21 protein-coding genes, 1 tRNA gene and 1 pseudogene are annotated in these 25,846 nt (G+C 72.5%); 15 read left to right on the forward strand and 8 right to left on the reverse strand.

Features of this window, described 5'->3' with window-relative positions; all coding sequences use genetic code 11:
* Positions 1–51: 51 nt before the first annotated feature.
* Positions 52–147: transfer RNA gene (locus tag ACSMXO_RS09695), tRNA-Sec, on the reverse strand.
* Positions 148–457: 310 nt separating this feature from the next.
* Here ACSMXO_RS09695 and ACSMXO_RS09700 point away from each other — a divergent pair.
* Positions 458–940 (forward strand): hypothetical protein, encoded by a 483-nt coding sequence (locus ACSMXO_RS09700; protein ID WP_455417441.1) that lies wholly within the window; start codon positions 458–460, stop codon positions 938–940.
* Between the two features lie 60 nt (positions 941–1,000).
* Here the strand turns inward: ACSMXO_RS09700 and ACSMXO_RS09705 are convergent, their stop codons facing one another.
* The gene (locus ACSMXO_RS09705) at positions 1,001–1,249 is read right to left on the reverse strand and encodes a DUF2277 family protein (protein ID WP_455417442.1); all 249 of its coding nucleotides are present in this window, start codon (positions 1,247–1,249) and stop codon (positions 1,001–1,003) included.
* 81 nt (positions 1,250–1,330) lie between these two features.
* Here ACSMXO_RS09705 and miaB point away from each other — a divergent pair, with 81 nt between their 5' ends.
* Entirely contained in the window at positions 1,331–2,824 is a 1,494-nt protein-coding gene (miaB, locus tag ACSMXO_RS09710) for a tRNA (N6-isopentenyl adenosine(37)-C2)-methylthiotransferase MiaB (RefSeq protein WP_455417443.1), read from the forward strand.
* A gap of 50 nt (positions 2,825–2,874) precedes the next feature.
* Here miaB and ACSMXO_RS09715 read toward each other — a convergent pair whose 3' ends face one another.
* A complete protein-coding gene (locus ACSMXO_RS09715; protein WP_346256064.1) occupies positions 2,875–4,224 on the reverse strand; it encodes a pectate lyase family protein in 1,350 nt (449 codons plus the stop codon).
* A 384-nt stretch (positions 4,225–4,608) separates the two neighbouring features.
* Entirely contained in the window at positions 4,609–5,817 is a 1,209-nt protein-coding gene (locus ACSMXO_RS09720; protein WP_346256065.1) for a DUF349 domain-containing protein, read from the reverse strand.
* Positions 5,818–6,065: 248 nt separating this feature from the next.
* On the opposite strand from ACSMXO_RS09720, the gene ACSMXO_RS09725 reads away from it, so the two are divergent.
* From ACSMXO_RS09725 to dapF, 3 genes and pseudogenes are all read left to right on the forward strand, one after another.
* Entirely contained in the window at positions 6,066–6,821 is a 756-nt protein-coding gene (locus ACSMXO_RS09725) for a class III extradiol dioxygenase subunit B-like domain-containing protein (RefSeq protein ID WP_455419208.1), read from the forward strand.
* A pseudogene (gene miaA / locus ACSMXO_RS09730) lies at positions 6,779–7,720 on the forward strand (tRNA (adenosine(37)-N6)-dimethylallyltransferase MiaA); the annotation flags it as partial. The gene ACSMXO_RS09725 and the pseudogene miaA, both read left to right, overlap by 43 nt.
* 241 nt (positions 7,721–7,961) lie before the next feature.
* The gene (gene dapF / locus ACSMXO_RS09735; protein WP_346256067.1) at positions 7,962–8,807 is read left to right on the forward strand and encodes a diaminopimelate epimerase; all 846 of its coding nucleotides are present in this window, start codon (positions 7,962–7,964) and stop codon (positions 8,805–8,807) included.
* Between the two features lie 82 nt (positions 8,808–8,889).
* On the opposite strand, the gene ACSMXO_RS09740 is transcribed toward dapF, so the two are convergent.
* A complete protein-coding gene (locus tag ACSMXO_RS09740) occupies positions 8,890–10,371 on the reverse strand; it encodes a malic enzyme-like NAD(P)-binding protein (protein WP_455417444.1) in 1,482 nt (493 codons plus the stop codon).
* 754 nt (positions 10,372–11,125) lie between these two features.
* Here ACSMXO_RS09740 and hflX point away from each other — a divergent pair.
* Together hflX and ACSMXO_RS09750 are read left to right on the forward strand one after the other, a co-directional pair.
* Positions 11,126–12,577: a GTPase HflX gene (gene hflX / locus ACSMXO_RS09745; protein ID WP_346256069.1), complete on the forward strand. Its 1,452-nt coding sequence runs from the start codon at positions 11,126–11,128 to the stop codon at positions 12,575–12,577.
* Positions 12,578–12,658: 81 nt separating this feature from the next.
* Positions 12,659–14,386: a hypothetical protein gene (locus ACSMXO_RS09750; RefSeq protein ID WP_455417445.1), complete on the forward strand. Its 1,728-nt coding sequence runs from the start codon at positions 12,659–12,661 to the stop codon at positions 14,384–14,386.
* A 329-nt stretch (positions 14,387–14,715) separates the two neighbouring features.
* Here ACSMXO_RS09750 and lexA read toward each other — a convergent pair whose 3' ends face one another.
* Positions 14,716–15,501: a transcriptional repressor LexA gene (gene lexA, locus ACSMXO_RS09755; protein WP_318395190.1), complete on the reverse strand. Its 786-nt coding sequence runs from the start codon at positions 15,499–15,501 to the stop codon at positions 14,716–14,718.
* A gap of 248 nt (positions 15,502–15,749) precedes the next feature.
* Between lexA and ACSMXO_RS09760 the strand changes: the two genes are divergently transcribed.
* The 4 genes from ACSMXO_RS09760 (at position 15,750) to ACSMXO_RS09775 (ending at position 21,106) form a co-directional block, all read left to right on the forward strand.
* Positions 15,750–16,076, forward strand: a complete 327-nt coding sequence (locus ACSMXO_RS09760) for a LysM peptidoglycan-binding domain-containing protein (protein ID WP_455417446.1) — start codon at positions 15,750–15,752, stop codon at positions 16,074–16,076.
* 316 nt (positions 16,077–16,392) lie between these two features.
* Positions 16,393–16,905 (forward strand): transcriptional regulator NrdR, encoded by a 513-nt coding sequence (gene nrdR, locus ACSMXO_RS09765; RefSeq protein ID WP_318395188.1) that lies wholly within the window; start codon positions 16,393–16,395, stop codon positions 16,903–16,905.
* 91 nt (positions 16,906–16,996) lie between these two features.
* A complete protein-coding gene (locus tag ACSMXO_RS09770) occupies positions 16,997–19,852 on the forward strand; it encodes a vitamin B12-dependent ribonucleotide reductase (protein ID WP_346256072.1) in 2,856 nt (951 codons plus the stop codon).
* Positions 19,853–20,170: 318 nt separating this feature from the next.
* Positions 20,171–21,106, forward strand: a complete 936-nt coding sequence (locus ACSMXO_RS09775) for a DUF2332 domain-containing protein (protein WP_455417447.1) — start codon at positions 20,171–20,173, stop codon at positions 21,104–21,106.
* A gap of 34 nt (positions 21,107–21,140) precedes the next feature.
* Here ACSMXO_RS09775 and ACSMXO_RS09780 read toward each other — a convergent pair whose 3' ends face one another.
* The gene (locus ACSMXO_RS09780; protein WP_455417448.1) at positions 21,141–21,329 is read right to left on the reverse strand and encodes a hypothetical protein; all 189 of its coding nucleotides are present in this window, start codon (positions 21,327–21,329) and stop codon (positions 21,141–21,143) included.
* Between the two features lie 116 nt (positions 21,330–21,445).
* Between ACSMXO_RS09780 and ACSMXO_RS09785 the strand changes: the two genes are divergently transcribed.
* On the forward strand, positions 21,446–21,727 hold the full coding sequence (locus tag ACSMXO_RS09785) for a DUF5522 domain-containing protein (RefSeq protein WP_346256074.1): 282 nt from the start codon (positions 21,446–21,448) through the stop codon (positions 21,725–21,727).
* 412 nt (positions 21,728–22,139) lie between these two features.
* Positions 22,140–22,685, forward strand: coding sequence for a hypothetical protein (locus ACSMXO_RS09790; RefSeq protein WP_346256075.1), 546 nt, complete (start codon positions 22,140–22,142; stop codon positions 22,683–22,685).
* Positions 22,686–22,815: 130 nt separating this feature from the next.
* Here the strand turns inward: ACSMXO_RS09790 and ACSMXO_RS09795 are convergent, their stop codons facing one another.
* Positions 22,816–23,502 (reverse strand): metal-dependent transcriptional regulator, encoded by a 687-nt coding sequence (locus ACSMXO_RS09795; RefSeq protein ID WP_346256076.1) that lies wholly within the window; start codon positions 23,500–23,502, stop codon positions 22,816–22,818.
* 97 nt (positions 23,503–23,599) lie between these two features.
* On the opposite strand from ACSMXO_RS09795, the gene ACSMXO_RS09800 reads away from it, so the two are divergent.
* Both ACSMXO_RS09800 and ACSMXO_RS09805 read left to right on the forward strand, forming a co-directional pair.
* Entirely contained in the window at positions 23,600–24,463 is an 864-nt protein-coding gene (locus tag ACSMXO_RS09800) for a sulfurtransferase (protein WP_346256077.1), read from the forward strand.
* 84 nt (positions 24,464–24,547) lie between these two features.
* Positions 24,548–25,729 carry an acetoin utilization protein AcuC gene (locus ACSMXO_RS09805; protein ID WP_346256078.1) on the forward strand — a complete coding sequence of 394 codons (1,182 nt, stop codon included), beginning with the start codon at positions 24,548–24,550 and terminating at the stop codon, positions 25,727–25,729.
* Positions 25,730–25,846 lie beyond the last annotated feature (117 nt).

The following is a 25,846-nucleotide window of genomic DNA, read 5'->3' on the forward strand; positions in this document are numbered from 1 at the left end:
AGGTGGGACGCCATGCGGAACCGGGCGACCGATCCGTCGCGGGGAAAAAGCTGGCGGAGGCGTACGGGAATCGAACCCGCCCGACCGAGCTGCTCGGTCGCATCGGTGTTGAAGACCGTGAGGACCACCAGGTGCCTGCCCGCCTCCAGGTCGGACTATATCCGTGCCCGAACTGTCCGGTGCCCGACCGCGCTGACCCGAAGAGACCACGCTGGGTGAGCGTGTCCGGCGAGCTGCGCCGGAACGAGCTCTCCCTCCGACTACAATAGGTAGTCAAGGGTCGTCTATTTCGGCGGATATGGTCACAGACCGGTAACTTAGCCGCTCTCGATCCGGTGTGGCCGGCACCATCGTGGGTGAGGCCGTTACACCCAGAAACCAGGGTGTCCGGCCCGACGGGGGATGCCCGACCAAGACCCGGCATCCAGCCACGAACGATTACGGCGAGGAGGCGGCAATGATCGAGCTGTGGAACTGGAGGACGGAGGGGCGCGTCGCCGCCTCGGAGATCCGCCTCGCGCTTGCCGACGCACTCGACGTACCGGTGCTGCCGCTCGGCGGGGTCGACCCGGTCCGGGTACCGGCCGGCGCGCTGTTGGTCGACGTCTGGCACCGTCCCGGTGACTTCCCGACCTCCGTCGACTGCTACGGAGTGCCGGCCGGGCTGCCCGAGGTGGGCGCCGTCGCGGCGTTCGCCCGCCGGCTCGGCCGGGCCTGCCTGCTGCCGGACGACACCCTGGACGCCGGGCGGCACCTGCTGGTCGCGGCGGACGGCACCATCCGGCCCGTGCACCACGACGTGCGGGACACCGAGGACGGCGAGATCCTCTCCGAGCAGCGGCTCTGCACGGTGCTCAGCCCGCGCTGCCGGGGCTGGTCGCCCTGCCAGCGGTCGCGCTGGGTTCCGGACTCGGTGATCCCGGCGCTCGCCGCCGCCTGACCGCCAACCCACCGCCTGACCGCCAACCCACCGCCTGGCGGCTAGCCCGCCGCCTGGCGGCTAGCTCGCCGCCTGGCCACCCTTCGCCGGCTGGCCGGTGCCGGAGCCCTTCACCACGAGCTGGTCGAGCAGGGTCCGAGTCGCCTCGGCCACGGCGGCCACCGCGGCGTCGAAGGCCGCCGCGTTGTGCGCGGCCGGGGCACGGAACCCGGAGATCTTGCGGACGTACTGCAACGCCGCCGCCTCGATGTCCGTCTCGGTGACGACCTCGGCGTACGGCTGGCGAAGGGTCTTGATGCTCCGGCACATGGCGCTACCTTCCCGTCGAGGGGGGAGTGGACGTCCCGGGGGAACGGGCTTCCCGGGTCCTGCGGATACTCTGTCACTGTCATGACTACCGCAGCCCTCGGCAGCCCGCGTACCTATCAGGTGCGCACCTACGGCTGCCAGATGAACGTGCACGACTCCGAGCGGATCTCCGGACTGCTGGAGCAGGCCGGTTACGTGCGTGCGGCCGACTCCGACGATCCGGACGTCGTGGTCTTCAACACCTGTGCGGTACGCGAGAACGCCGACAACCGGCTCTACGGCAACCTCGGGCACCTCCGGCCGGTCAAGGACAAGCGCCCCGAGATGCAGATCGCGGTCGGCGGCTGCCTGGCCCAGAAGGACCGGGGCGAGATCGTCCGCCGGGCGCCCTGGGTGGACGTGGTCTTCGGCACCCACAACATCGGCGCGCTGCCGGTGCTGCTGGAGCGGGCCCGGCACAACGCCGCCGCCGAGGTGGAGATCCTGGAGTCGCTGGAGGTCTTCCCCTCCACGCTGCCGACCCGGCGTGAGTCGACCTACGCCGGCTGGGTGTCGATCTCGGTGGGCTGCAACAACACCTGCACCTTCTGCATCGTGCCGGCGCTGCGCGGCCGGGAGAAGGACCGCCGCCCTGGCGACATCCTGGCCGAGGTACGCGCCCTGGTCGCCGAGGGTGTGCTCGAGGTCACCCTGCTCGGCCAGAACGTCAATTCCTACGGCGTCGAGTTCGGTGACCGGCTCGCGTTCGGGAAGCTGCTCCGGGCCACCGGCGAGATCGACGGGCTGGAGCGGGTCCGGTTCACCAGCCCGCACCCGAAGGACTTCACCGACGATGTGATCGCGGCGATGGCCGAGACCCCGAACGTCTGCCACTCGCTGCACATGCCGTTGCAGTCCGGCTCCGACGACGTGCTCCGGGCGATGCGCCGGTCGTACCGGGCCGAGCGCTATCTCGGGATCATCTCCAAGGTCCGGGCGGCGATGCCGGACGCGGCGATCACCACCGACATCATCGTCGGCTTCCCCGGCGAGACCGAGGCCGACTTCGCCCGCACCCTGGAGGTGGTCCGGGAGGCGAGGTTCTCCTCGGCGTTCACCTTCCAGTACTCGAAACGCCCCGGCACCCCGGCCGCCACCATGCCCGACCAGCTGCCCAAGCAGGTGGTCCAGGAGCGCTACGACCGGCTGATCGCAGCGGTCGAGGAGATCACCTGGGCGGAGAACCGCAAGCTCGTCGGCACCCCGGTCGAGGTGCTGGTAGCGGTCGGCGAGGGGCGCAAGGACGAGCGCACCGGACGGCTCTCCGGCCGGGCCCGGGACGGCCGGCTGGTGCACTTCGCCGCCGGCTCGTACGCGGGGAAGATCCGGCCCGGCGACATCGTGCACACCACGGTCAGCTACGCCGCCCCGCACCACCTGAACGCCGACGGGGAGCCGCTGGCCCACCGGCGTACCCGGGCCGGTGACGCGGCCGAGGCGGGGCGCGCGCCGCGTACCGGTGGGGTGTCGCTCGGGCTGCCCACCGTCGGCGTGCCGCCGCCGCTGCCCGCGTCCGCGGCGGCCTGCGACCGCTGAGGCGTGCGGACGGGCCGGTTTCCTCCGGCCCGTCCTGCCACCCGGTCCGCTCAGAGGCCGATCCGGCCGGTGCCGGCACCGCTGGTCACGATCGACTTCACCCCGCTGGCGCTGTCGAGCTGGTACGAGTACGGGATGCCGGCGACGCTGCCACCGGTCTGCCCGCTGCCGGAGTTGACGAAGTGGTTGTTCCGGGCGACCAGGCTGCCCGGACCGGAGTCGCCCTCACCGAGGTGGTACGGGTCGTCGGTGTTCTCGAAGTAGTTGCCCTCGACGAGTACGCCCGCCCCCTCGGTGGACGCGACGCCGTAGCCGCCGATGTTGTTGTAGTAGTTGTTGTAGACGTGCACCGGGTTGCCGAACCGGACCCGGGGGTGCCGCTGCTGCGAGCCGTCGAACCAGTTGTGGTGGTAGGTGACCCGCAGGTGGCCCCGGTCCTGGCTGGCGTTGTCGTCGCTGTGGCCGAGCAGCATGGACTTGTCGTGGCCGTAGACGCGGTTCCAGGAGATGGTGACGAAGTCCGAGGCCCGCTTCACGTCGACGGCGCCGTCGTACCCGTCGGTGAAGCTGTTGTGGTCGATCCAGATGTTGGTGGCCGACTCCTGGACGTTGATGGCGTCGTCGTCCCAGCCACGGAAGTTGATGTTGCGGATGATGACGTTGCGGTCTCCGTTGATGTTGAGTCCGCAGCCCGAGATGGTGGCGTTGGCACCGACCCCGACGATGGTCTTGTTGGAGCGGACCCGGAGCATGCCGGAGCAGGAGATGGTGCCGGAGACCCGGATCACGGCGGCGCTGCTGGAACCGACCGCGCTGGTCAGGGCGGATGCGCTGGTGACCGTGGTGGCGGCGGCGTTGCCGCCACCCGTGGTACCACCGTTCTGGGTGGCCCAGCCGACCAGCCCGGTCTGCGGCGGCAGTGTCGGTCCGGTCGTCGGATTGTTCGGAGTGGTCGGCCCCGGTGTACCCGGGTTGGTGCCGCCGGTGCAGGTCACGTCGTTGACGCTGAAGCTGGTCGGCGCCGGGTTGCTCGACCCGGTGAAGGTGCCGTTGAACCCGAACGAGACGCTGGCGTTGGTGGCGACGCTGCCGTTGTAGCCGACGTTGGTCGCGGTGACCTGGCTGCCGCTCTGCGACACGTTCGCGTTCCACGCCTGGGTCACCGTCTGCCCGGCGGAGTAGGTCCAGCGCAGCGTCCAGCCGTTGAGCGGGTCGCCGAGGTTGGTGATGGTGACGTTGCCGCCGAAGCCGCCCGGCCACTGCGAGGCGACCGAGTAGCTGACCTGACAGCCGACCGCGGCGTGTGCGGAGACTGCCGTGAGCACACCGGCTCCGGCGAGCGCGGCGGTGGTGGCGGCAGCGGTGAGAATCAGCGCCGTCCGGCGCCGTCGTGCGAGCATCGTGCTCTCCTTCTCGTTCGGACGCACCGCGCGCACCGCCGGTCAGCTCCGGTGCCGTGCCCGGCGGCTCCCGGTGACCGGCCGACCCGCGCCGCGGATCCAAGCCGTGTTTCGAGACGATGGCTCCCACGCTCGCGCCCACCCGAGGCAAGCGCTTTCCTTGATGGAACCACGCTTTTCGATCCTTGTAAACGACTGGCTCGTCCCCGGTGCGCGCTGGTTCGCCCCCGGTACCGCCCGTTGCGCCCGAACGAGTAACGCCGCCCGGGATGCCCGGGCGGCGGTGTCGTGGCGGGGCGGGGCCGCCGGCGGTCGGCCGGTACGTGTGGACAGTCGACGGCGGCCGGAGTTCCCCGGGCGAGCCTGGCCCGCCCGGGGATCGGCTCAGCTCGCCTGTTCGGCCAGCTCCAGGAACCGTCGCTTGGCGGCGAGGGCCTGCTCGGCCTCGCGGATCCGCTTCGCGTCGCCGGCCGTCCTGGCCCGGGCCAGCCGCTGCTCGGCCTCGGCGACCTGGTCGCGCATCTGCGCGAGCAGCGGGTTGGCCGACGGCTCGGTCCGCCGCCACGCCGAGTCCATCGCCTGGCGTACCTTCTCGTCCACCGCGCGCAGCCGGCGGTCCAGGTTGGCCGCCGCGTCCCGGGGGACCCGGCCCGCCTCGTGCCACTGCCCCTGGATCTCCCGCAGCTTCGCCTGCGCGCCGCGCGGGTCGCCGTCGACGTCGAGCGCCTCGGCCTCGGCGAGCAGGGCCTGCTTGCGCTCCAGGTTGCCGCGCTGCTCCGCGTCCCGGGCCGAGAAGACCTCGCTGCGCCGGGAGAAGAAGCTGTCCTGGGCGCCCCGGAACCGTTCCCAGAGCCGTTCCTCGGCCTCCTTCGAGGCGCGCGGCGCGGCCTTCCACTGTGCCATCAGTTCGCGCAGCCGGTTGGCGGTGGCGGCCCAGTCCGTCGAGTCGGCCAGCGACTCGGCCTCGACGACCAGTTCCTCCTTGGCCGCCTGGGCCTGCTTGCGCTGGGCGTCCAGGGTGGCGAAATGCGCCCCACGGCGCCGGGTGAAGCCGTCCCGGGCGGCGGCGAACCGCTTCCACAGCTCGCCATCGGTCTTCTTGTCGACGCCGCGGATGGTCTTCCACTCGTCGAGGATCTCCTTGAGCCGGTCGCCCGCGGTCTTCCACCCGGTGGACTCGGCGGCCAGCTTCTCGGCCTCCTCGACCAGAGCGGTCTTCCGGGTCACCGCCTCGGCCCGGGCGGTCTCCCGGGCGGCCCGGGCCTCGCCGGCCTTTCCTTCGGCGAGCGTGGCCAGCCGGTCCAGCCGGGCGGCGAGCGCGTCGAGGTCGCCGACCACGTGCGCCTCGGCGAGCGATGCCCGCAACCGCCGGATGGTGGCGAGCGAACCCGATGGGTCCGCCGCCCCCGAATTGAGTCGGGCCTCGGTCAGGTCGACCTCGGTGACCAGGTCGGCGAAGCGGCGGGCGAAGTGGGCCAGACCTTCCTCCGGCGCACCGGCCTGCCAGGAACCGACCACACGCTCACCCTCGGCCGTCTTGACGTAGACGTTCCCGTCCGCATCCACCCGTCCAAAGGCAGTCCAGTCACTCATGAGCCCATCCTCGTTCTCCCGGCGCTACCGGGGATGGGGGTCCCCGGCGATCGCCGCCACGGCGCAGCGAAGTATCTCCCGGCATTGTCACAGGTCCAACCCGGTCCGCGTCGAGCGCCTATCGTCGACCGTGACCATACGGTGTCCTTGACCGCACCCGGATCGTCTGGTCTTCGGGTGTAAGGTTCGCTGCCCGCTACGGTGGTGGCGTGCCACTGGTCGCCGCCGCCGTCTGCCCACATCCCCCGATGATCGTTCCGGAACTTGCCGCGTCCGCGGCCGGTGAGCTGGATGATCTCCGTTCCGCCTGCGTCGAGGCGGTCGGTCGGCTGCTGGCGACCGGACCGGACGTCGTAGTCGTGGTGGGGGCGGGGGAGCGAACCCTCCGGCACGGGCCGGACGACTGCGGCAGCCTCCGGCCGTACGGGCTGGACCGGGTGCTGCGGCTGGGGCCGGACGGCACCCGCGCCGGCCGGGCGGAGCTGCCGCTCAGCCTGCTGGTCGGTGCCTGGCTGCTGGACCGGGCCGGTGCGGCCGGACCACACCGGGGGCAGAGCGTCGGCACCGACACACCCGTGCACGAGTGCCGGCGGATCGGTGCCGAACTGGTCGAGGATCCGACCGAGCGGGTCGGGCTGCTGGTGATGGGGGACGGGTCGGCCTGCCGGGGCGAGCGGTCCCCCGGGTACGACGATCCGCGCGCCCGGCCCTATGACGACCGGGTCGCCGCGGCGCTCCGGGACGCCGACGGCTCCGCCCTGCTCGGGCTGGAGCCGGAGCTGTCCGCCCGGCTGCTGGTCGCCGGCCGGGCGCCCTGGCAGGTGCTCGCCGGTGCGGCGGCGCACAGCGGAGCGCCCTGGCACGGTGACCTTACCTACTACGCGGCGCCCTACGGAGTCAGCTACTTCGTCGCCACCTGGACCCCGTCGCCGGACGGGTCGCCCGGATCCGGTGAGCCGGAGTGGCTGTCGAGGTCCGGCGAGCCGGGCGGAGGGCCGGCGTGACCGGGCGCGGCCGGATCGTCGCGGTCGTCGGCCCCACCGCCACCGGCAAGTCCGGGCTGAGCATCGAGCTCGCCGAGGCCCTGGATGGCGAGGTGGTCAACGCCGATTCGATGCAGCTCTATCGGGGAATGGACGTCGGAACCGCCAAGCTGACTCCGGCGGAGCGGGCCGGGGTACCGCACCATCTGCTGGACATCTGGGCGGTGACCGAACCGGCGAGCGTGGCGGCGTACCAGGCGCTGGCCCGGGCGGCCGTCGACGACATCCTGGCCCGGGGACGGGTACCGCTGCTGGTCGGCGGCTCGGGGCTCTACGTCCGGGCGGTGCTCGACGAGTTCGAGTTCCCCGGCACGGATCCACTGGTCCGGGCACGGCTGGAGGCGGAACTCGCCGAGTCGGGGCCGGCGCCGCTGTACGCCCGGCTGCGCGCCGCGGATCCAGCGGCGGCGGAGAACATCCTGCCCAGCAACGGGCGGCGGATCGTACGGGCGCTGGAGGTGATCGAGCTGACCGGCGCGCCGTTCACCGCCTCGCTGCCCCGGCCGACGCCGTACTACGCCGCCGTACAGCTCGGGGTGGACCGGGAAACGGCGGCGCTGGACGAGCGGATCGCCGTACGGGTGGACAAGATGTGGGCGGACGGTCTGGTCGCCGAGACCCGGGCGCTGGCGGAGCAGGGCCTGCGGGAGGGCCGTACCGCCAGCCGGGCGCTCGGCTACCAGCAGGTGCTCCGGCTGCTCGACGGCGAGATGTCCGAGCCGGAGGCGCGGGCCGACACGATCCAGGCAACCCGGCGGTTCGTCCGGCGGCAGCGCTCCTGGTTCCGCCGCGATCCCCGGATCCACTGGTTCGACGGGGCCCGGGACGACCTGGTCGAGGCGGCCCTCGCACTGGTCCGCGCCCCGTCGGCCGGCGCCGCCCACGCCACCCACGCCACCCACGCCACCCACGCCACCCACGCCACCGGGGACGATTCGGCCCTACACCACCCGGGCTGACCCGGCTGTCCCGTCTGACCGCCGGCGGGCCTTACGACACGGCAGGGGCCGGTGGGGTCGCCAGAGGCATGCGGTGCGAGTGATCCCGGGCCCGGGTGAGGGTGCCCGGCGGGCCCGGCCGGCGCTCGGGGATGATGGAGGGGTGCGGTTCACCAAGGGCCACGGCACCGGTAACGACTTCGTGCTCCTGCCCGACCCAGACGGCCAGCTCGGCCTGACCCCGTCGATCGTGGCGGCGCTCTGCGACCGTCGGCGCGGCATCGGCGCGGACGGGGTGCTGCGGGTCGTCCGGGCGGCCAAGCACCCGGACGCGGTCGGCTACGCCGGCAGCGCCGAGTGGTTCATGGACTACTGGAACGCCGACGGCTCCATCGCGGAGATGTGCGGCAACGGGGTACGGGTCTTCACCAGATATCTGATCTCCAGCGGACTGGCCGAGCCGGTCGACGGCGGCCTGCCGATCGCCACCCGGGCCGGACTGGTCCGGGCCGAGGTGGCGGCCGGGGAGATCGCGGTGGATCTCGGGCGGCCCCGGATCACCGGGGGAGCCGTGGCCACGCTCGGCGGGCTGACCCTGGCCGGTACCGCGGTGGACTGCGGCAACCCGCACCTGGTCTGCGTACTGCCGGGCAGCATCGAGCTGACCGGGCTCGACCTCACCCGCTCACCCGGCTTCGACCCCGCGGCCTTTCCGGCCGGCGTGAACGTCGAGTTCGTCGCCCCCGCTGAGCCGGTCGACGGCGCCGACCTGCACGTGCGGATGCGGGTCTACGAGCGCGGCTCGGCGGAGACGCTCTCCTGCGGCTCCGGCGCCTGTGCGGTGGCGGCGGTGGCGTTGCGCGACGGCGGACGTACCAGCGGGGCGGTCGCGGTGGACGTGCCCGGCGGCCGGCTCACGGTGACCCTGGACGACGAGAGCTGCTGGCTCGCCGGCCCGGCGACGCTGGTCGCACACGGCGAGATCGACCTGGCCGCGATCACCGGCTGAGCTTCTGCCCGGCCGTGACCCCGGCCCAGGTGGTCCGGGTCGCGGTCCTGCTGCGGGACCTTCGGTCCGGCCGGCCGCGCGGTCAGCTCGACAGCGGACTGGCCGGGGCGGCGGCCTCGGCGGCGATCTCGGGCAGGTCGGCCGGCCCGGGATCCGCGGCCGGCGGGGGAGTGGGGTGCTGCGCGGCGGCCCGGACCGCGGCGGCCACCGCCGGTGCCACCCGCGGGTCGAAGACGCTCGGCACGATGACCGTCGGGTTGATCTTCTCTGCGCCCACCACGTCGGCGATGGCCCGGGCGGCCGCGATCGCCATCTCCTCGGTGAACTCCTCGGCATGCGCGTCGAGCATGCCGCGGAAGACGCCCGGGAAGGCGAGCACGTTGTTGATCTGGTTGGGCTGGTCGGACCGGCCGGTGGCGACCACCGAGGCGTACTTGCGCGCCTCCCGGGGGTCCACCTCCGGGTCCGGGTTGGCCAGCGCGAAGACGATCGCGTCGGGGGCCATCGTGGCGATGTCGTCGCCGGTGAGCAGGTTGGGGGCGCTCACCCCGATGAAGACGTCCGCGCCGCGCAGGGCCGCCTTGAGGTCACCGGAGAAGGCGTCCCGGTTGGTGTTCTCGGCGAGCCACTGCCAGGCCGAGTTCAGCCCTTCCAGGCCGCGGTGCAGCGGCCCCTGGCGGTCGTACGCGATGATGTCGCCGACGCCCTGCCGCAGCAGCAGCTTCATGATCGCCGTACCGGCGGCGCCGGCGCCGGAGACGACCACCCGGACGTCGGCGAGTTTCTTGCCGACCACCCGCAGGGCGTTGGTGAGCGCGGCCAGCACCACGATCGCGGTGCCGTGCTGGTCGTCGTGGAAGACCGGGATGTCGAGCAGTTCGCGCAGCCGGTTCTCGATCTCGAAGCACCGTGGCGCGGCGATGTCCTCCAGGTTGATCCCGCCGTACTGCGGGGCGATCGCCCGGACGATCGAGACGATCTCGTCCGGGTCCTGGGTGTCCAGCACCACCGGCCAGGCGTCCACCCCGCCGAACCGCTTGAAGAGCGCGGCCTTGCCCTCCATCACGGGCAGCGCCGCCGCCGGACCGATATTGCCCAGGCCGAGCACGGCAGAGCCGTCCGTCACCACCGCCACGGTGTTCCGCTTGATGGTCAGCCGCCGCGCGTCGGCGGGATTCTCCGCGATGGCCAGGCAGACCCGGGCCACCCCCGGGGTGTACGCCCGGGAGAGCTCGTCCCGGTTGCGCAGCGCCACCTTCGGGGAGACCTCGATCTTGCCGCCGAGGTGCAGCAGGAAGGTCCGGTCGGAGACCTTGCGCACGTCCACCCCGTCCAGCGCGGTCAGCGCCTTCACCACCTGGTCGGCGTGCGTCGCGTCCGCGGTGTCGCAGGTCAGGTCGACGACCACCGTGGTGGGGTCGGAGTCGACCACGTCGAGCGCGGTCACGATGGCGCCGGCCTCACCGACGCAGGTGGTCAGCCGGCCGATGGCCGAGGCGTCCGCCGTTACGCTGATCCGGATGGTGATCGAGAATCCGGCACTCGGCAGTCGGGTGATCGCCACGTGGTCCTCCGTCGTCTTCCCGCGGCTTCGTTGCCGCCGTCAGCATTCTCGCCTGCCGGCCCGGACCCGCCGTCGGCCGGGCCCGGCCTCCGTCGCCATCCGACGACCCGCACCACCCTAGGCCGGGTCGACAACGCCGCCGACGCCAGCCCGGGCGGTTGACGCCACCGGCTCACCTTCCGCCGGTGGCTCCGGCCCGCCGCCCGTGGCACTTCATTCAGGTCCGCCCGCCCGAAGGACGCCGGGCCATGCCGGCCGTCGGCGGCGGCCAACCGCTGCCGCCCGGTTCCGGGCCGGTCGCCGGTGGCTCGGGGCCGGGCCGGGGCCGGAGGGAATTTTCCCGCTGGTGCTGGCCGTTGACCATCCTGGAGGCCGTAGTCCCGGGCGAACCTGGTGGCCGTAGTCCCGGGCGAAGCAGAGACCGCTGGGCGAACGGCTGATCCCGGCGAAGCGGGGAAGGCTAGTGCGGGGTTCTGGCCGGGCGGCCTGCGGGGTTCTGGCCGGGCGGCCGTGCGCCGGGCGCTCGTGCGCCGGGCGGCCGACGGGACGGCTGGGCCGATATATAGCGGGTGCGTCCGACGGGCGCGCGTGTCACGATTGATTGCCACCCGCGCGCCCAGGGTAACAATGCGACGAGAAGCCGCAGAGCGCGTAGATGGCGCAACAGGCATCAGAAACCCCTACCGGCCGGCATACGGAGTCCGGAGACCGGTGGGTCGGCGATAGATGGAAACACCAGATCAGGAGGAACGGCTTGCGAGACCAGGAAAGCTTCGTTCGGCTGGCGGACGAGGACCTTGACGCCATCGTCATCGATGGCGACGTCACCACCGGCGAGCTGGAACTGGAGGACCGCCAGGCGCTCCGCCGGGTCGCGGGCCTCTCCACCGAGCTGGCCGACGTCACCGAGGTCGAATACCGGCAGCTCCGGCTGGAGCGGGTGGTCCTGGTCGGCGTCTGGACGGACGGCACGGTGACCGACGCGGAGAACTCCCTCGCGGAACTCGCGGCGCTCGCCGAGACGGCCGGTTCGCAGGTGCTCGAGGGCCTGATCCAGCGGCGTAGCCGGCCGGACCCGGCCACCTACATCGGTCGGGGCAAGGTCGACGACCTCGGCTCGGTGGTCACGGCCTCCGGCGCCGACACGGTGATCTGCGACGGTGAGCTGTCCCCGTCCCAGCTTCGCAACCTGGAGCAGCGCACCAAGGTCAAGGTGGTGGACCGGACCGCGTTGATCCTGGACATCTTCGCCCAGCACGCCAAGAGCCGGGAAGGTAAGGCGCAGGTCGAGCTGGCTCAGCTCGAATACCTGCTGCCCCGGCTGCGCGGCTGGGGTGAGAGCCTGTCCCGGCAGGCCGGTGGTAGCGCCCGAGGCGGCGGGGCCGGCGGCGGCGTCGGGCTCCGTGGTCCCGGTGAGACCAAGCTGGAAACCGACCGGCGCCGGATCCGGATCCGGATCTCCCGGCTGCGCCGCGAGATCAAGAACATGCGGACCGCCCGGATCACCAAGCGGGCCCGCCGGGCCCGCAATGGCGTACCGGCCGTGGCTATCGCCGGCTACACCAACGCGGGCAAGTCCAGCCTGCTCAACCGGCTGACCAACGCTGGGGTACTGGTCGAGGACGCTCTCTTCGCCACGCTGGATCCGACGACCCGCCGGGCGTACGCCGCCGACGGCCGGGTCTACACCCTGGCCGACACCGTCGGGTTCGTCCGGCACCTGCCGCACCAGATCGTCGAGGCGTTCCGCTCCACGCTGGAGGAGGTCGCCGACGCCGACCTGGTCGTGCACGTGGTGGACGGGGCACACGCCGACCCGGAGGAGCAGGTCCGGGCGGTACGCGAGGTACTGGCCGAGGTCGGTGCGGACAAGCTTCCCGAGCTGCTGGTGGTCAACAAGACCGACGCGGCGGACGAGGAGACCCTGCTCCGGTTGAAGCGGGAGTGGCCGGAGGCGGTCTTCGTCTCCGCGCGTACGGGTGGCGGCGTCGAGGACGTCCGGGCGGCGATCGAGGCCCGGCTGCCCCGCCCGGCGGTGGAGGTTCGTGCGGTACTCCCGTACGACCGGGGCGACCTGGTCGCCCGGGTGCACCGCCGGGGCGAGGTGCTCGGCACGGCGCACCTGCCGGAGGGGACGAAGCTGCACGTACGGGTGGACGAGGCCCTCGCCGCGGAGTTGGCGCCGTACCGGGAGGTAGTGGCATGACCAGCCGCCCCGTTGACCGGTGACGGAGGGTTGATCACGCCGCTTCCCCGGTTAGCGGCATCAGCATGCGACACTGGGCGGATGCGGCGAGTCCTCTCCATGGTGCTGGTTGCCTCCGGCGTGCTCGGATTGACCCTTGGCCTGGTCGGGGTCAGCCTCGGTTTCGGAGCTGTTGCGGCCTCCGCCGCTGCCGGCAAGAAGGTCTGCACCGTCACCGACGAGCGGATGACGGAACTCTCCGGCATGATCGCCACGTCGAGTGGTTACGTGATGATCAACGACGGCAGCGAGGATCCGGACCGGGAGCGGGTCTTCCTGCTGGACACCAAGTGCAAGCTGAAGAAGGCCGTCCAGTACGCGAGCAACCCGCGCGACCCGGAGGACCTCGCCCTCTCCCCCGACGGCAAGACCCTCTGGATCGCCGACACCGGTGACAACGACACCGAGCGGCGGACCAGCGTCGTGCTCTGGAGCATGCCGCTCAGCGGCGCCACCAAGCCGGTGCTGCACCGGCTGACCTTTCCCGGCAACAAGCGGCACGACGCCGAGGCGCTGTTGATCGGCTCCGACAACGTGCCGTTGATCATCACCAAGGCGACCGGCAAGGCCGAGATCTACCGCCCGAGCGCGGCCCTGAAGAAGAACAACGACGAGGGCGTGCCGCTGGCGAAGGCCGGCGAGATCAGCCTGCCGAAGTCCTCCACCGCCAACCCGTTCGGCGGGGCGGGCCGGGTGACGATCACCGGCGCGGCCCGCTCGCCGGACGGCAGCCGGGTCGCCCTGCGCACCTACGCGGACGCCTTCGAGTGGGACGTGAAGGACGACGACCTGGTCAAGACCCTGACCACCGGGAAGCCTCGGATGACGGCCCTGGCCGACCCGTTCGGCGAGGCGGTCGCCTACACCCCCGACGGCAAGAGCTTCCTCACCGTTTCCGACGTCGCCTCGCTCGACGAGGAACTGGACGTGACGGTGCTGAGCTACACCCCGGCCAAGGAGGTGGCGGCGGCCTCGGCCGGCGGGTCCGGGGCCGACTCGACGAAGTCCGCGAAGTCCTGGACCGATTCGCTGACCCTGGACGACATCACCTATCTCATCGCGGCCGTGGGGGTGCTCGGCGCACTGCTGGTCGGGCTGGGCATCTTCGGGATCGTGCGGGCCCGCCGCCGGCCCAGGGAGGACGGCCTGGGCGCCGTCGGGCCGGACGGTGACAACATCGATCCGAGGGCCGGCCGCGAGGGGACGCCAGACGGCGACCGGGACCGCCCCGGCGGCCGGCGCCCCGACTACGACGACGGGTCGAACTGGGGTCCGGCACGCTCCGGCGGGTACGACAACGGATACCGTTCCGACCGCCCGGCCGACGACTACGAGCCGGCCGGCCGGGGCAGGCCGGGGGGCGGCGTTTACGGCGGGAAGCCGGCCGGTGGCGGTGGCGTGTACGGCGGTGGCCGCCCTCCGGGCGGTGGTAGTGGCGGTCACCCCCAGGGGGGCGGTCGACCTCAGGGTGGTGGCGGTCGCCCGCCCGCTGGCGGTGGCGTGTACGGCGGGGCTCCCGCCGGCGGTGGCGCTCCGGCCGGCCGGCCCCGGGCCGGTGGCGCTGGCGTCTACGGCGGCCAGCCCTCCGGCGGCAACGGCAACGGTCGGGGTGGCCGCCCCGGGCCGGACGACCAGTGGGTCGAGCAGCGGGGCGGGCCGTCGCGGGGCGGCCCGGGTGCCGGGCCCCGTGCTGGTGGACCCCGGGGTGGCCAGTACGGCCAGCCCCGGCAGCGGTCCGGCGGGCATCCCGACGACTACGACCACCGCTGACCCGGCCGGGTCCGACCACCGCGGGGTGACTCCGGCGGCGGTGATCCCGGCGGCGACCGCCGACCCACCGCACGGCAGGGCTTTACCCGCTCCTGGTCGGCCGGCGGTCCGCCTCCAGCCGGCCGGGCCATGTCCTGGCCAGGCCGCGCCGGGCCAGGACATGGCCCGGCCGCGCCCGGGCCGGGCCATGCATGTCCTGCCGAGCCTGCCGGGCCAGGCCGGGCGGACGGGGTTCAGCCCGGCAGCGGACCCCCACACCGCCGGCCCCGCACCAGCACCGCGACGGGCCCTCGGCCGGTGCGGGTATGGGAATGCTCGGTGGGTGGTCGTCAGATCCGGCGGAGCACCGCCACCACCCGGCCCATGATGGTGGCGCTGTCACCGGCGATCGGGTCGAAGGCGGAGTTGGCCGGCATCAGCCAGACGTGCCCGTCCCGGCGGCGGTAGGTCTTGACCGTCGCCTCACCGTCCAGCATTGCCGCGACGATCTCTCCCGAGTTCGCGGTCGGCTGCTGGCGGACGACAACCCAGTCGCCGTCGCAGATCGCGGCGTCGAGCATCGAGTCACCCTTGACCTGGAGCATGAAGACCTCGCCCTCGCCGACCAACTCCCGAGGAAGCGGGAAGATGTCCTCGACGGCCTGCTCGGCGAGGATCGGGCCACCGGCGGCGATCTGACCGAGCAGGGGCACGTAGGCCGGGGTGGGCCGCTGGGCCCGGGCGGTCTCGTCGTCGATCATCTCGCTTGGCGGGCGCACGTCCACGGCGCGCGGGCGGTTGGGGTCGCGCCGAAGGAAGCCCTTGCGCTCCAGTTCCTTGAGCTGGTAGGCCACGCTCGACGGGGAGACCAGGCCGACCGCCTCGCCGATCTCCCGGACGCTGGGCGGGTAGCCGTAGCGCTCCACCCAGTCCCGGATGAACTCGAGGATGCGGCGCTGCCGGGCGGTGAGGTCTGCGGAGACCAGGTCGGGGAAGGCGCTCACCACCGGTGTGACCGCGCGCAGCGCGGGGGCACCCTCCCGGCTCCGCGGTCCGGCCGTGCGTCGGCTGGCCCGGGTGCCTGGTACGCCGCTCTTCTGGGGCTTCTGCCGGCTCGTCCGGTCGTCGGTCGACACGTCGTCCTCCTGGTGGCGGTGGGGGTGCCTTGGCGGCTCGTGGTGCGTCGTGGCTCGGCGCCGGTCCCGTGTATTCCACGGTCCCGGTGTCGATGTTCAAAACCGTATAGGTGAGATCACACAGTTTCAAACATCTGTACGACATTCGGCGCGGCGTGTCGCCTCCGTCGGCTCGACATCGAACGCCTGTTCTGATAAACCATCGTACGTCCGTTCGTTCGAACTCCTGTTCGATCTTGGAGGTCGCGATGGGTGCGACGGGATATCCGGGGACTTCCCGAGGCGGTGGGCGGCTGCGGCTCACCCGGCGGGGCCGGTTGGTCGTGACCGTGCTCCTGCTGCTCCTCGTGGCGGGACTGGCGGCGATCCTCTCGCCCGCCTCCCGGGCCGCCGACCCGCCCCGGTCGGCGGAGACGGCGGTGGTCCGGCCCGGTGACACCCTCTGGTCGGTGGCCGAGCGGCATCGACCCAGTCAGCGGCCGTTCGCGGTGATCGACGAGATCCGCCGGCTCAACGGGCTCGACGACTACACGGTGCACGCCGGTCAGCGGCTGGTCCTGCCGGCGAAGCGGTAACCGCGGCCTCTCCGTGCCCGCGAAGCGGTAACCGCGTCGTCCGCCGGGCGGTTGGAAGATTTGCGGGCCGCGCCACGCCCTGTTCAACTTGACCTCGGCTGCTCGGCGGCATACGGTCGACCCCTAGATGTAGTAGTGACAAGGGTGTAAGTCGCCTAGAAGTTGGGGTTCCACTACCCGCAGCACTCAGGTCCGCCCAACACCGCGGGAGCCACCGAAGGTGGCGGATCCGCCGGTGTCGGCTGCCTGTGGGCGGGTCCGCCGCTCCGGCGGGCCGACAGGCGCGGTGGTCCCGGCGGCGTGAAGGAGGTAGGCGATGCGGTGTCCGTACTGCCGGCACGCCGACTCCCGGGTGGTCGACTCGCGGGAGGCCGACGACGGCCAGTTGATCCGGCGCCGGCGAGCCTGCCCGGAATGCGGCAAGCGGTTCACCACGGTCGAGGAGCCGGTGCTCGCGGTCGTCAAGCGCAGCGGGGTCACCGAGCCGTTCAGCCGGACCAAGATCATCGGCGGGGTGCGGAAGGCGTGCCAGGGCCGTCCGGTGGACGACGACGCGATCGCCCTGCTGGCCCAGCGGGTGGAGGAGACGGTCCGGGCCAAGGGCGCGGCCGAGCTTCCCAGCCACGACGTGGGGCTCGCCATCCTTGGCCCGCTGCGCGAGCTGGACGAGGTGGCCTACCTGCGCTTCGCCAGCGTGTACCGGTCGTTCGAATCGCTGGACGACTTCGAGCGGGAGATCGACGCGCTGCGGGCGGCGGCGGTGGCTCGGAGCCGGTCGGCGGTGGACGGCGTCGGGGCTGTCCAGCCGGCGGGCGAACCGGCCAGTTAGTTCTTTACGGACAACAGTAGTTCTTTACGGACAACAGATCAGCGAGGTCGTGCGACGGGAAGCGTCGTGCGTGCGTAAGGGGGCGGATGAGATGTCGGGGGAAGGTGTGACAGCAAGTAGGTCACGTACCCGGTCGGCGGCGGCCGGTCTGAAGGTGGAGCGGGTCTGGACCACCGAGGGGGTGCACCCGTACGACGAGGTGACCTGGGAGCGCCGGGACGTCGTCATGACGAACTGGCGGGACGGCTCGATCAACTTCGAGCAGCGGGGCGTCGAGTTCCCGGATTCGTGGAGCGTCAACGCGGCCAACATCGTCACCACCAAGTACTTCCGGGGCGCGGTCGGCACCCCGGAGCGGGAGTGGTCGCTCAAGCAGCTCATCGACCGGGTGGTGAAGACGTACCGGGCGGCGGGGGAGCAGCACGGCTACTTCGCCGGCCCGGCCGACGCCGAGGTCTTCGAGCACGAGCTGACCTGGATGCTGCTGCACCAGGTGTTCAGCTTCAACTCGCCGGTCTGGTTCAACGTCGGCACCGCCTCGCCGCAGCAGGTGAGCGCGTGTTTCATCCTGGCCGTCGACGACTCGATGGACTCGATCCTCGACTGGTACAAGGAAGAGGGGCTGATCTTCAAGGGCGGCTCCGGCTCCGGGGTCAACCTGTCCCGGATCCGTTCCTCCAAGGAGCTGCTCTCCAGCGGTGGCACCGCCTCCGGCCCGGTCAGCTTCATGCGGGGCGCGGACGCCAGCGCCGGGACCATCAAGTCCGGCGGGGCGACCCGGCGGGCGGCCAAGATGGTCATCCTGGACGTCGACCACCCGGACGTCGAGGAGTTCGTCCTCACCAAGGCGCGTGAGGAGCACAAGATCCGCGCGCTGCGGGACGCCGGCTTCGACATGGACCTCGGCGGCTCCGACATCGTCAGCGTGCAGTACCAGAACGCCAACAACTCGGTCCGGGTCTCCGACGAGTTCATGCGGGCGGTGCAGGACGGCGGCACGTTCGACCTGCGTGGCCGGCTGGACGGCGCGGTGATCGAGACCATCGACGCCAAGGGGCTGTTCCGGACCATCTCCCAGGCCGCCTGGGAGTGCGCCGACCCCGGCCTGCAGTACGACGACACGATCAACGACTGGCACACCTGCCCGGAGACCGGGCGGATCACCGCCTCCAACCCGTGCTCGGAATACCTGCACCTGGACAACTCCTCGTGCAACCTGGCCTCGCTGAACCTGATGAAGTTCCTCCGCGCCGACGGCGGCTTCGAGGTGCGGAAGTTCGTCAGGTCGGTCGAGCTGGTCATCACCGCGATGGACATCTCGATCTGCTTCGCCGACTTCCCGACCGAGAAGATCGGCGAGACCACCCGGGCCTACCGGCAGCTCGGCATCGGGTACGCCAACCTCGGCGCGCTGCTGATGGCGACCGGCCACCCGTACGACTCGGAGAGCGGGCGGTCGGTGGCCGCCGCGATCACGTCGCTGATGACCGGCACCGCGTACCGCCGCTCGGCCGAACTGGCCGGGGTGGTCGGCGCCTACGACGGCTACGCCCGCAACGCCGAGCCGCACAAGCGGGTGATGCGCAAGCACGCCGCCGCGAACGACGCGATCAAGCCGACCGGCACGGTCGCCACCGAGATCGTCCGCGAGGCTACCAAGCAGTGGACCCAGGGCAACAAGATCGGTGACAAGTCCGGCTGGCGCAACGCCCAGGCGTCGGTGCTCGCCCCGACCGGCACCATCGGGCTGATGATGGACTGCGACACCACCGGGGTCGAGCCGGACCTGGCGCTGGTGAAGTTCAAGAAGCTGGTCGGCGGCGGCTCGATGCAGATCGTCAACCAGACGGTGCCGCGCGCCCTGCGCAGCCTCGGCTACCCCGAGGAGCAGGTCGAGGCGATCGTCGAGCACATCTCCGAGCACGGCCACGTGGTCGACGCGCCCGGGTTGAAGCCGGAGCACTACGCCGTCTTCGACTGCGCGATGGGTCAGCGCTCGATCGCCCCGATGGGGCACGTCCGGATGATGGCCGCGGTGCAGCCGTTCATCTCCGGCGCCATCTCCAAGACGGTCAACATGCCGGAGTCGGCGACCGTCGAGGAGGTCGAGGAGATCTACTTCGAGGGTTGGAAGCTCGGCCTCAAGGCCCTGGCGATCTACCGGGACAACTGCAAGGTCGGCCAGCCGCTCTCCGCCGCCAAGAACGAGAAGGAGAAGGCGGTCGAGCCGGCTCCGGTGGAGAAGGCGGTCGAGAAGGTCGTCGAGTACCGGCCGGTGCGCAAGCGGCTGCCGAAGAAGCGCCCCTCCGAGACGGTCTCGTTCTCGGTCGGCGGGGCCGAGGGTTACCTCACCGCCTCGTCGTACCCGGACGACGGTCTCGGCGAGGTCTTCCTGAAGATGTCGAAGCAGGGCTCGACGCTGGCCGGGGTGATGGACGCCTTCTCGGTGGCCATCTCGATCGGCCTGCAGTACGGCGTGCCGCTGGAGACGTACGTCAGCAAGTTCACCAACATGCGGTTCGAGCCGGCCGGAATGACCGACGACCCGGACATCCGGATGGCCGCCTCGGTGATGGACTACATCTTCCGCCGGCTGGCGCTGGACTTCCTGCCCTACGAGCGCCGGGCCGAGCTGGGCATCTTCACCGCCAAGGAGCGGGCCGCGCAGCTCCGGGCCGAGGCCGAGGCGGAGAGCGCGGTGGACCTCGCCGCGATGGCCGCGTCGGCGCCGGTGGAGACGGCCAAGCCGGAGCCGGCGGCGGAGCAGCAGGTCGAGGTGGCGGCGGAACGGCCGGCGCCGAAGGTCGGCTCCTCCACGGAGCTGCTGGAGGCGGTGCTCGGTACGGCTGCGGACGCCCCGCTCTGCTTCACCTGCGGCACCAAGATGCGCCCTGCCGGCAGTTGCTATGTCTGCGAGGGCTGCGGCTCGACCTCCGGTTGCAGCTGACCGAGGTCGGCTCCGCTCCCGCCGACCGGCGTGGTTCTCGCCGACCGGCGCCGATCGCGGCCGCGCCGCGCCGACCCGGTGCCGGGGAGGCACGACGGGTGACCCGCGATCCGGGCCGGTAGGCACGACGACGAATGGCACGGCGACCGCCCGATCCCCGCACCGGGGATCGGGCGGTCGCCGTCTGCGGCGGGCGGGTCCCGGAAGGTTGCGCCGGCCCGCCGGGCCGGGCCGGGCCGCCGTGATAGTGATCACGGATACCCTGGCGCAGCGGCGCTGTGCAGGGACGCCGGCCAGGTCCGCTGGGATCATCGACACATGACGATCGCCACCCGCTACGTCGAGTTCGGCACCCGTGAGGCGCGGGGGGTGTCGCCCGCGTACGAGCGGCTCTCCCTCGCGGTTTCCGGCGACGAGGAGCTGCTCGACCTGATCGGTACGCTGCCGCCCGCCAAGCAGCAGCCGAACCTGCTGTTCGGAGTCGTACGGCTGCTCGGCGGCCCGGTCGAGGACCCGGCCGCGTTCCACGAGTACGCGGTGGCGAACTGGCCGGCGATCGCGGCGCAGATGCGTACCCGGGCCACCCAGACCAACGAGGCCGGCCGGTGTGCGCTGCTCCTGCCGGTGCTCAACTCCCTGCCGCAGCCGCTCGCGTTGCTGGAGGTCGGCGCCTCCGCCGGGCTCTGCCTCTACCCGGACCGCTACGCCTACCGCTACGGCGACCACCTCCTCGGTACCGGCGAGCCGCTGCTCGACTGCGCGGCCACCGCAGTGGCGCCGCCGACCCGGCTGCCCGAGGTGGTGTGGCGGGCCGGCCTGGACCTGAACCCGCTGGACGTGACCGATCCCGCCGACGTCGCCTGGCTGGAGGCCACCATCTGGCCGGAGCACGCGCACCGGCGGGCCCGGTTGTCGGCCGCCGCGGCGGTCGCCGCGGCGGAACCGCCGCTGCTGGTCCGGGGCGACCTGGTGGACGACCTGCCGGCGCTGGCCGCGCAGGCGCCGCCCGGCGCGACCCTGGTGGTCTTCCACACCTCGGTGCTCTACCAGGTGCCGGCGCCACGCCGGCAGGCCTTCGCCGAGCTGGTGCGCGGGCTGCCCGGCCACTGGATCGCGAACGAGGCTCCGGAGGTGCTGCCCTACGACGGATTGCCGGAGCCGCCGAGCGACGCGTTCTACAACGTGCTCGCGCTGGACGGCAGGCCGCTCGCCTGGGCCCGGGGGCATGGACAGGCGATGGTCTGGTTCGGATAGCCCCGATTCTCGATGCCCGGTCGCCAGCAGGATGTCACGTCACCGGCATGTCCCGCATCCCGCGCAGCGGTGAGCAGACGACGGCGAGCAAGTTGCTGACGAAGGTCCTGGCGGCGCCGCCGAGGGCGATCAGCCCGCCGCCGAGGCTCATCCCGACGAGTTCGGCGAACGCCCGGCTCATCCCAAGCTTGCCGTTCGGGTCGACGAGCTGGCCGGCGGGCACGAGCCCGGGTAGCGCTACCGTTGATCTTGGTGGTCGGATACCGAATCTGGCCTCCTCCGGGTCGGGGAACCAGCCGCCGGCGGGAGCGGTCGGCGGGTTGTCGTAGGGTCGGCGCGATGGACGGTCCGGGGGAGCAGGCGAGGGGACGACGCCTGCCGTTGGCACCCCGACCGCTCGACCGGCCGCACCCGTCCCGGCTCCCGGTGACGCACCCGGACCGGGAGCGGATCCTCGCCGCCCACGCCGCCGCGCTCGCGGCCGGAGCGGCTGGCTATCCCGACCCGGGCACCGGGCTCTTCGTGCTCACCGCCGGGTTTCTGGCCCGGCGCGGCACCTGCTGCGGACGCGGCTGCCGGCACTGCCCGTACCTGGACGACCCAGTGCCGCCGACCGACTGAGCCGGGCCACCCCGTTCGGCCGCGCTGCCACCGGCCTCCCCGTTCGGCCGCGCTGCCACCGGCCTCCCCGTTCGGCCGCGCTGCCACCGGCCTCCCCGTTCGGCCGCGCTGCCACCGGCCTCCTTGACGGTGATCGAGGACGCCCCGCAACCCGGACCGGTGCCGGGTGGTCGCGCTCGGCCGGAACGAGCGGCGGGGAGGAGCCGTGCGGGCGAGCGGTGGGGAGGAGCCGTGCGGGCGAGCGGCGGGCCGGAGCGGCGCGGGCAAGCGACGGAGCGGAGCCGTGCAGGCGAGTCGTTCAAAGGGGCCGCGCGGGCGACCGGCGGGGCGCGGGGTTTCGCCGGGCGCGCCGAACCCGTACGGTGTCCGACGGATTCCCCGGCGCTCGGGCCGGGCGGGTGGGAGGTGCGAGGTGCGCGGACGACTCTGCCTGATTGGTGCCGGTTTGCTGCTGCTCGCCGGGTGTGCCGAGGAGGCCGCGCCGCAGTCGGTCGGACCGGTGCCGAAGGTGGTCCGGCTGCCGGCGTCGGCGGCCGGCGGTGCCTGCCAGCTACTGGAGTACCCGGCGATCGAGCAGGCCATCGGCACCAGGTTCGAGGTGGCGGCGGCGAGCCGGCACGGCAAGACGGACACCTGCGTGCTGCGCGGCGAGGCCGAGGCCCGACCCGAACTCGCGCTGTCGGTGACCCCGACCACGGCCGACGCGTCGATCTTCGCCGACGAGGTCGTCCCGAGCGGCGGCAAGACCGTCAAGGGGCTGGGCAAGGCCGCCTACCGCGCCACGACGGCCCCGACGAAGAGCGCCGGAAGTGCGGTCGAGGTGGGCTGGCTCGCCGGCAACGGCCGGTTGGTCAGCCTCCGCTTCACCTTCGCGGCCGGGGAGGACGAGGCCCAGGCCGACGCTCTCGCGCCCAAGCTGATCAACCTGGCGAAGAAGATCGACACCAGCAGCAGCTGACCAGCGCCGGGCCGGAGCCGGCGGATGAGCCGGAACCGGCCGCTGGGTCGGACCGGGGGGCGGGTGCGGTGCGCCGCCCCGACGGGCAGGTCGGGCGGCTGCGCTGCTGTGCAGGCGGTGCGGCTGCGCGTCAGTGCGCGGCGACGAAGACCCGGGAGGCGACCTCTCGGGGCAGCCGTACCTTGTCGCCGGAGCGGTCGATCGTGACCCCGTCACGTTCCTGGGCCACCGTCACCATCGCGCCCGGGTCGACTCCGGCGGCGTGCAACTGCCGCAACACGTCGCCGTCCTTCTGGACGCTCTCGCAGATCCGGCGGACCACCACCGGGCCGCTCAGGCCGGGGAAGGCGAGGTTGCGCTCAGCTTCGGTGACTGTTTCGACCGTGACGTCCGGGTTGGGGCTCAGCGCCTCCAGCCCTGGGATCGGGTTGCCGTACGGCGACCGGGTGGGCCGGTCGAGCAGCTCGTAGACCTTCTTCTCCACCGAGTCGCTCATCACGTGTTCCCAGCGGCAGGCCTCCTCGTGGGCCTCCTCGTAGGGCATCCCGATCACGTTGACGAGCAGGAGCTCGGCCAGCCGGTGCTTGCGCATCACCGAGATCGCCTGCGTCCGGCCGAGCGCGGTGAGCTGGAGATGCCGGTCGTCCTCGACGGTCAGTAGGCCGTCGCGCTCCATCCGGGCCACGGTCTGGCTGACGGTCGGACCACTCTGGCGCAGCCGCTCGGCGATCCGGGCGCGCAGCGGCGGCACCCCCTCCTCTTCCAGCTCGAGGATGGTGCGCAGGTACATCTCGGTGGTGTCGACTAGGTCGTTCACGTCAGTGGTCCTCCCGATCACGATGGTACCTCGGGGCACCGATATTCAGTGTCGCCGAGCCGGGCGCTTCCGCGCCGGATGGTGTTGACTGGACGCCGTGTCCGTACCGGGTGACCTCCTCGTTGACGTGACCGGGCTCGCCGCCGAACTGGCGTCGGCCGAGCCGCCGGTCGTACTGGATGTCCGCTGGCGGCTCGTCGGGCCGCCCGGCCGCACGGACTACCTCGCCGGGCACCTTCCCGGCGCGGTCTTCGTCGATCTGGACACCGAGCTGTCCGGGCCGCCCGGCGAGGGTGGCCGGCATCCGCTACCCGACCCGGCGGCGTTGCAGCGGGTGCTCCGCGCGGCCGGCGTCCGGGCCGGCCGGCCGGTGGTGGTCTACGACGGCGGCGACGGGTTGGCGGCGGCCCGGGCCTGGTGGACGCTGCGCTGGGCCGGGCATGCCGAGGTCCGGGTGCTCGACGGCGGCTTCCCGGCGTGGGCCGGGGCCGGGCTGCCGGTCACCACCGAGCCGCCGTCGCTGACCCCCGGGGACGTGACCGTACGCCCGGGCGGCATGCCGGTGCTGGATGCCGGCTCGGCCGCCGAGGTGGCGGCGGACGGGGTGCTGGTCGACGTCCGGGCGGCGGCGCGCTACCGGGGCGAGACCGAGCCCGTCGACCCGGTAGCCGGGCACATTCCCGGTGCGGTGAACGTGCCGGCGACCGAGTACGTCGGGGTGGACGGCCGGTTGCCGGCGGCCGAGGCGCTGCGGGCCCGGTTCGCCGAGGCGGGCGTCCGGCCCGGGGTGCGGGTCGGCGCCTACTGCGGCTCCGGGGTGACCGCCGCGCAGGCGGTGCTCGCTCTGCACCGGGCCGGATATCCCGAGGCGGCCCTCTACGTCGGGTCGTGGAGCCACTGGATCACCGATCCCGGGCGGCCGGTCGCGCTCGGCACCGACCCGGCGCCGGCCGGCTCCTGAGCCCGTCGGGTCGCGGCAGCGGCGCGCGGCGCTCCGGGTACGTGGTCGCGGGTGGTCGTCGGTCGCCGTGCGACGATGAACGCCATGTCGGACGACACGGTGGTGGTCTGGGACGAGAGTCTGCTGGCGTATGACCTGGGTGACCACCCACTCGACCCGGTACGGGTGGAACTGACCCTGGCCCTGGCTCGGGAACTCGGCATCCTGGACCGCCCCGGCGTACGCGTGGTGGCGCCCACCCCGGCCGACGACACGGCACTGGCCCGGGTGCACCGGCCGGACTACCTCGACGCGGTCCGGGCGGCGCCGAGCGACCCGCTCTTCTCCGGATACGGCCTCGGTACGCCGGACAACCCGATCTTCGACGGGATGCACGAGTCCAGCGCCCTGGTGGCCGGGGCGAGCCTGGCGGCGGCCGAGGCGGTCTGGCGGGGTGAGGCCCGGCGGGCGGTGAACGTGGCCGGTGGACTGCACCACGCGATGCCCAGCCGGGCGGCCGGGTTCTGCGTCTACAACGACCCGGCGGTGGCCATCGCCCGACTGCTCGACCTCGGTGCCGAGCGGGTGGCCTACGTGGACGTCGACGTGCATCACGGTGACGGCGTGCAGGAGGTCTTCTACACCGACCCCCGGGTGTTGACGATCAGCCTGCACGAGACGCCGTTGGCGCTCTTTCCGGGCACCGGGTTCTCCGACGAGACCGGCGGTCCGGGGGCCGAGGGGAGCGCGGTCAACCTGCCGCTGCCGCCCGGCACCGGTGACGCGGGCTGGCTGCGTGGCTTCCACGCCACCGTTCCGGCGCTGCTGCGCGCGTTCCGGCCGCAGATCCTCCTCACCCAGTGCGGCGCGGACAGTCACCGGCTCGATCCGCTGGCCGATCTGCGGCTGAGCGTGGACGGGCAGCGGGCGAGCTATCTGGCACTGCGGGCGCTGGCCGACGAACTCTGCGAGGGGCGCTGGGTGGCCACCGGCGGTGGCGGCTACGCGCTGGTCGAGGTGGTGCCCCGGGCCTGGACGCACCTGCTCGCGGTGGCCACCGGTGAACCGGTCGACCCGGCCGCGCTGACTCCGCCGGCCTGGCGGGCGTTGGCCAAGGCCCGCCGTCCGGAGCGGGAGGTACCGCTGCGGATGACCGACGACGCGGACGGCTCGTACGAGCGGTGGCAGCCGACCGGCGAGCCGGACGCGGTGGACCGGGCGATCATGGCGACCCGCAAGGCGGTCTTCCCGCTGCACGGCCTCGACCCGCAGGATCCGGCGCTCTGACACCGACTGCGGCCGGAGCTCCGGATCTGGCTGACGCGTGCCCTGGAGTTGGCTGACGACAGCGGGGCCGGGGCTGGCCCGGCGACACCGGGGCTCCCGGGATCCGGCCCCGACGGC

It is taken from the genome of Plantactinospora sp. DSM 117369 (assembly GCF_053764795.1).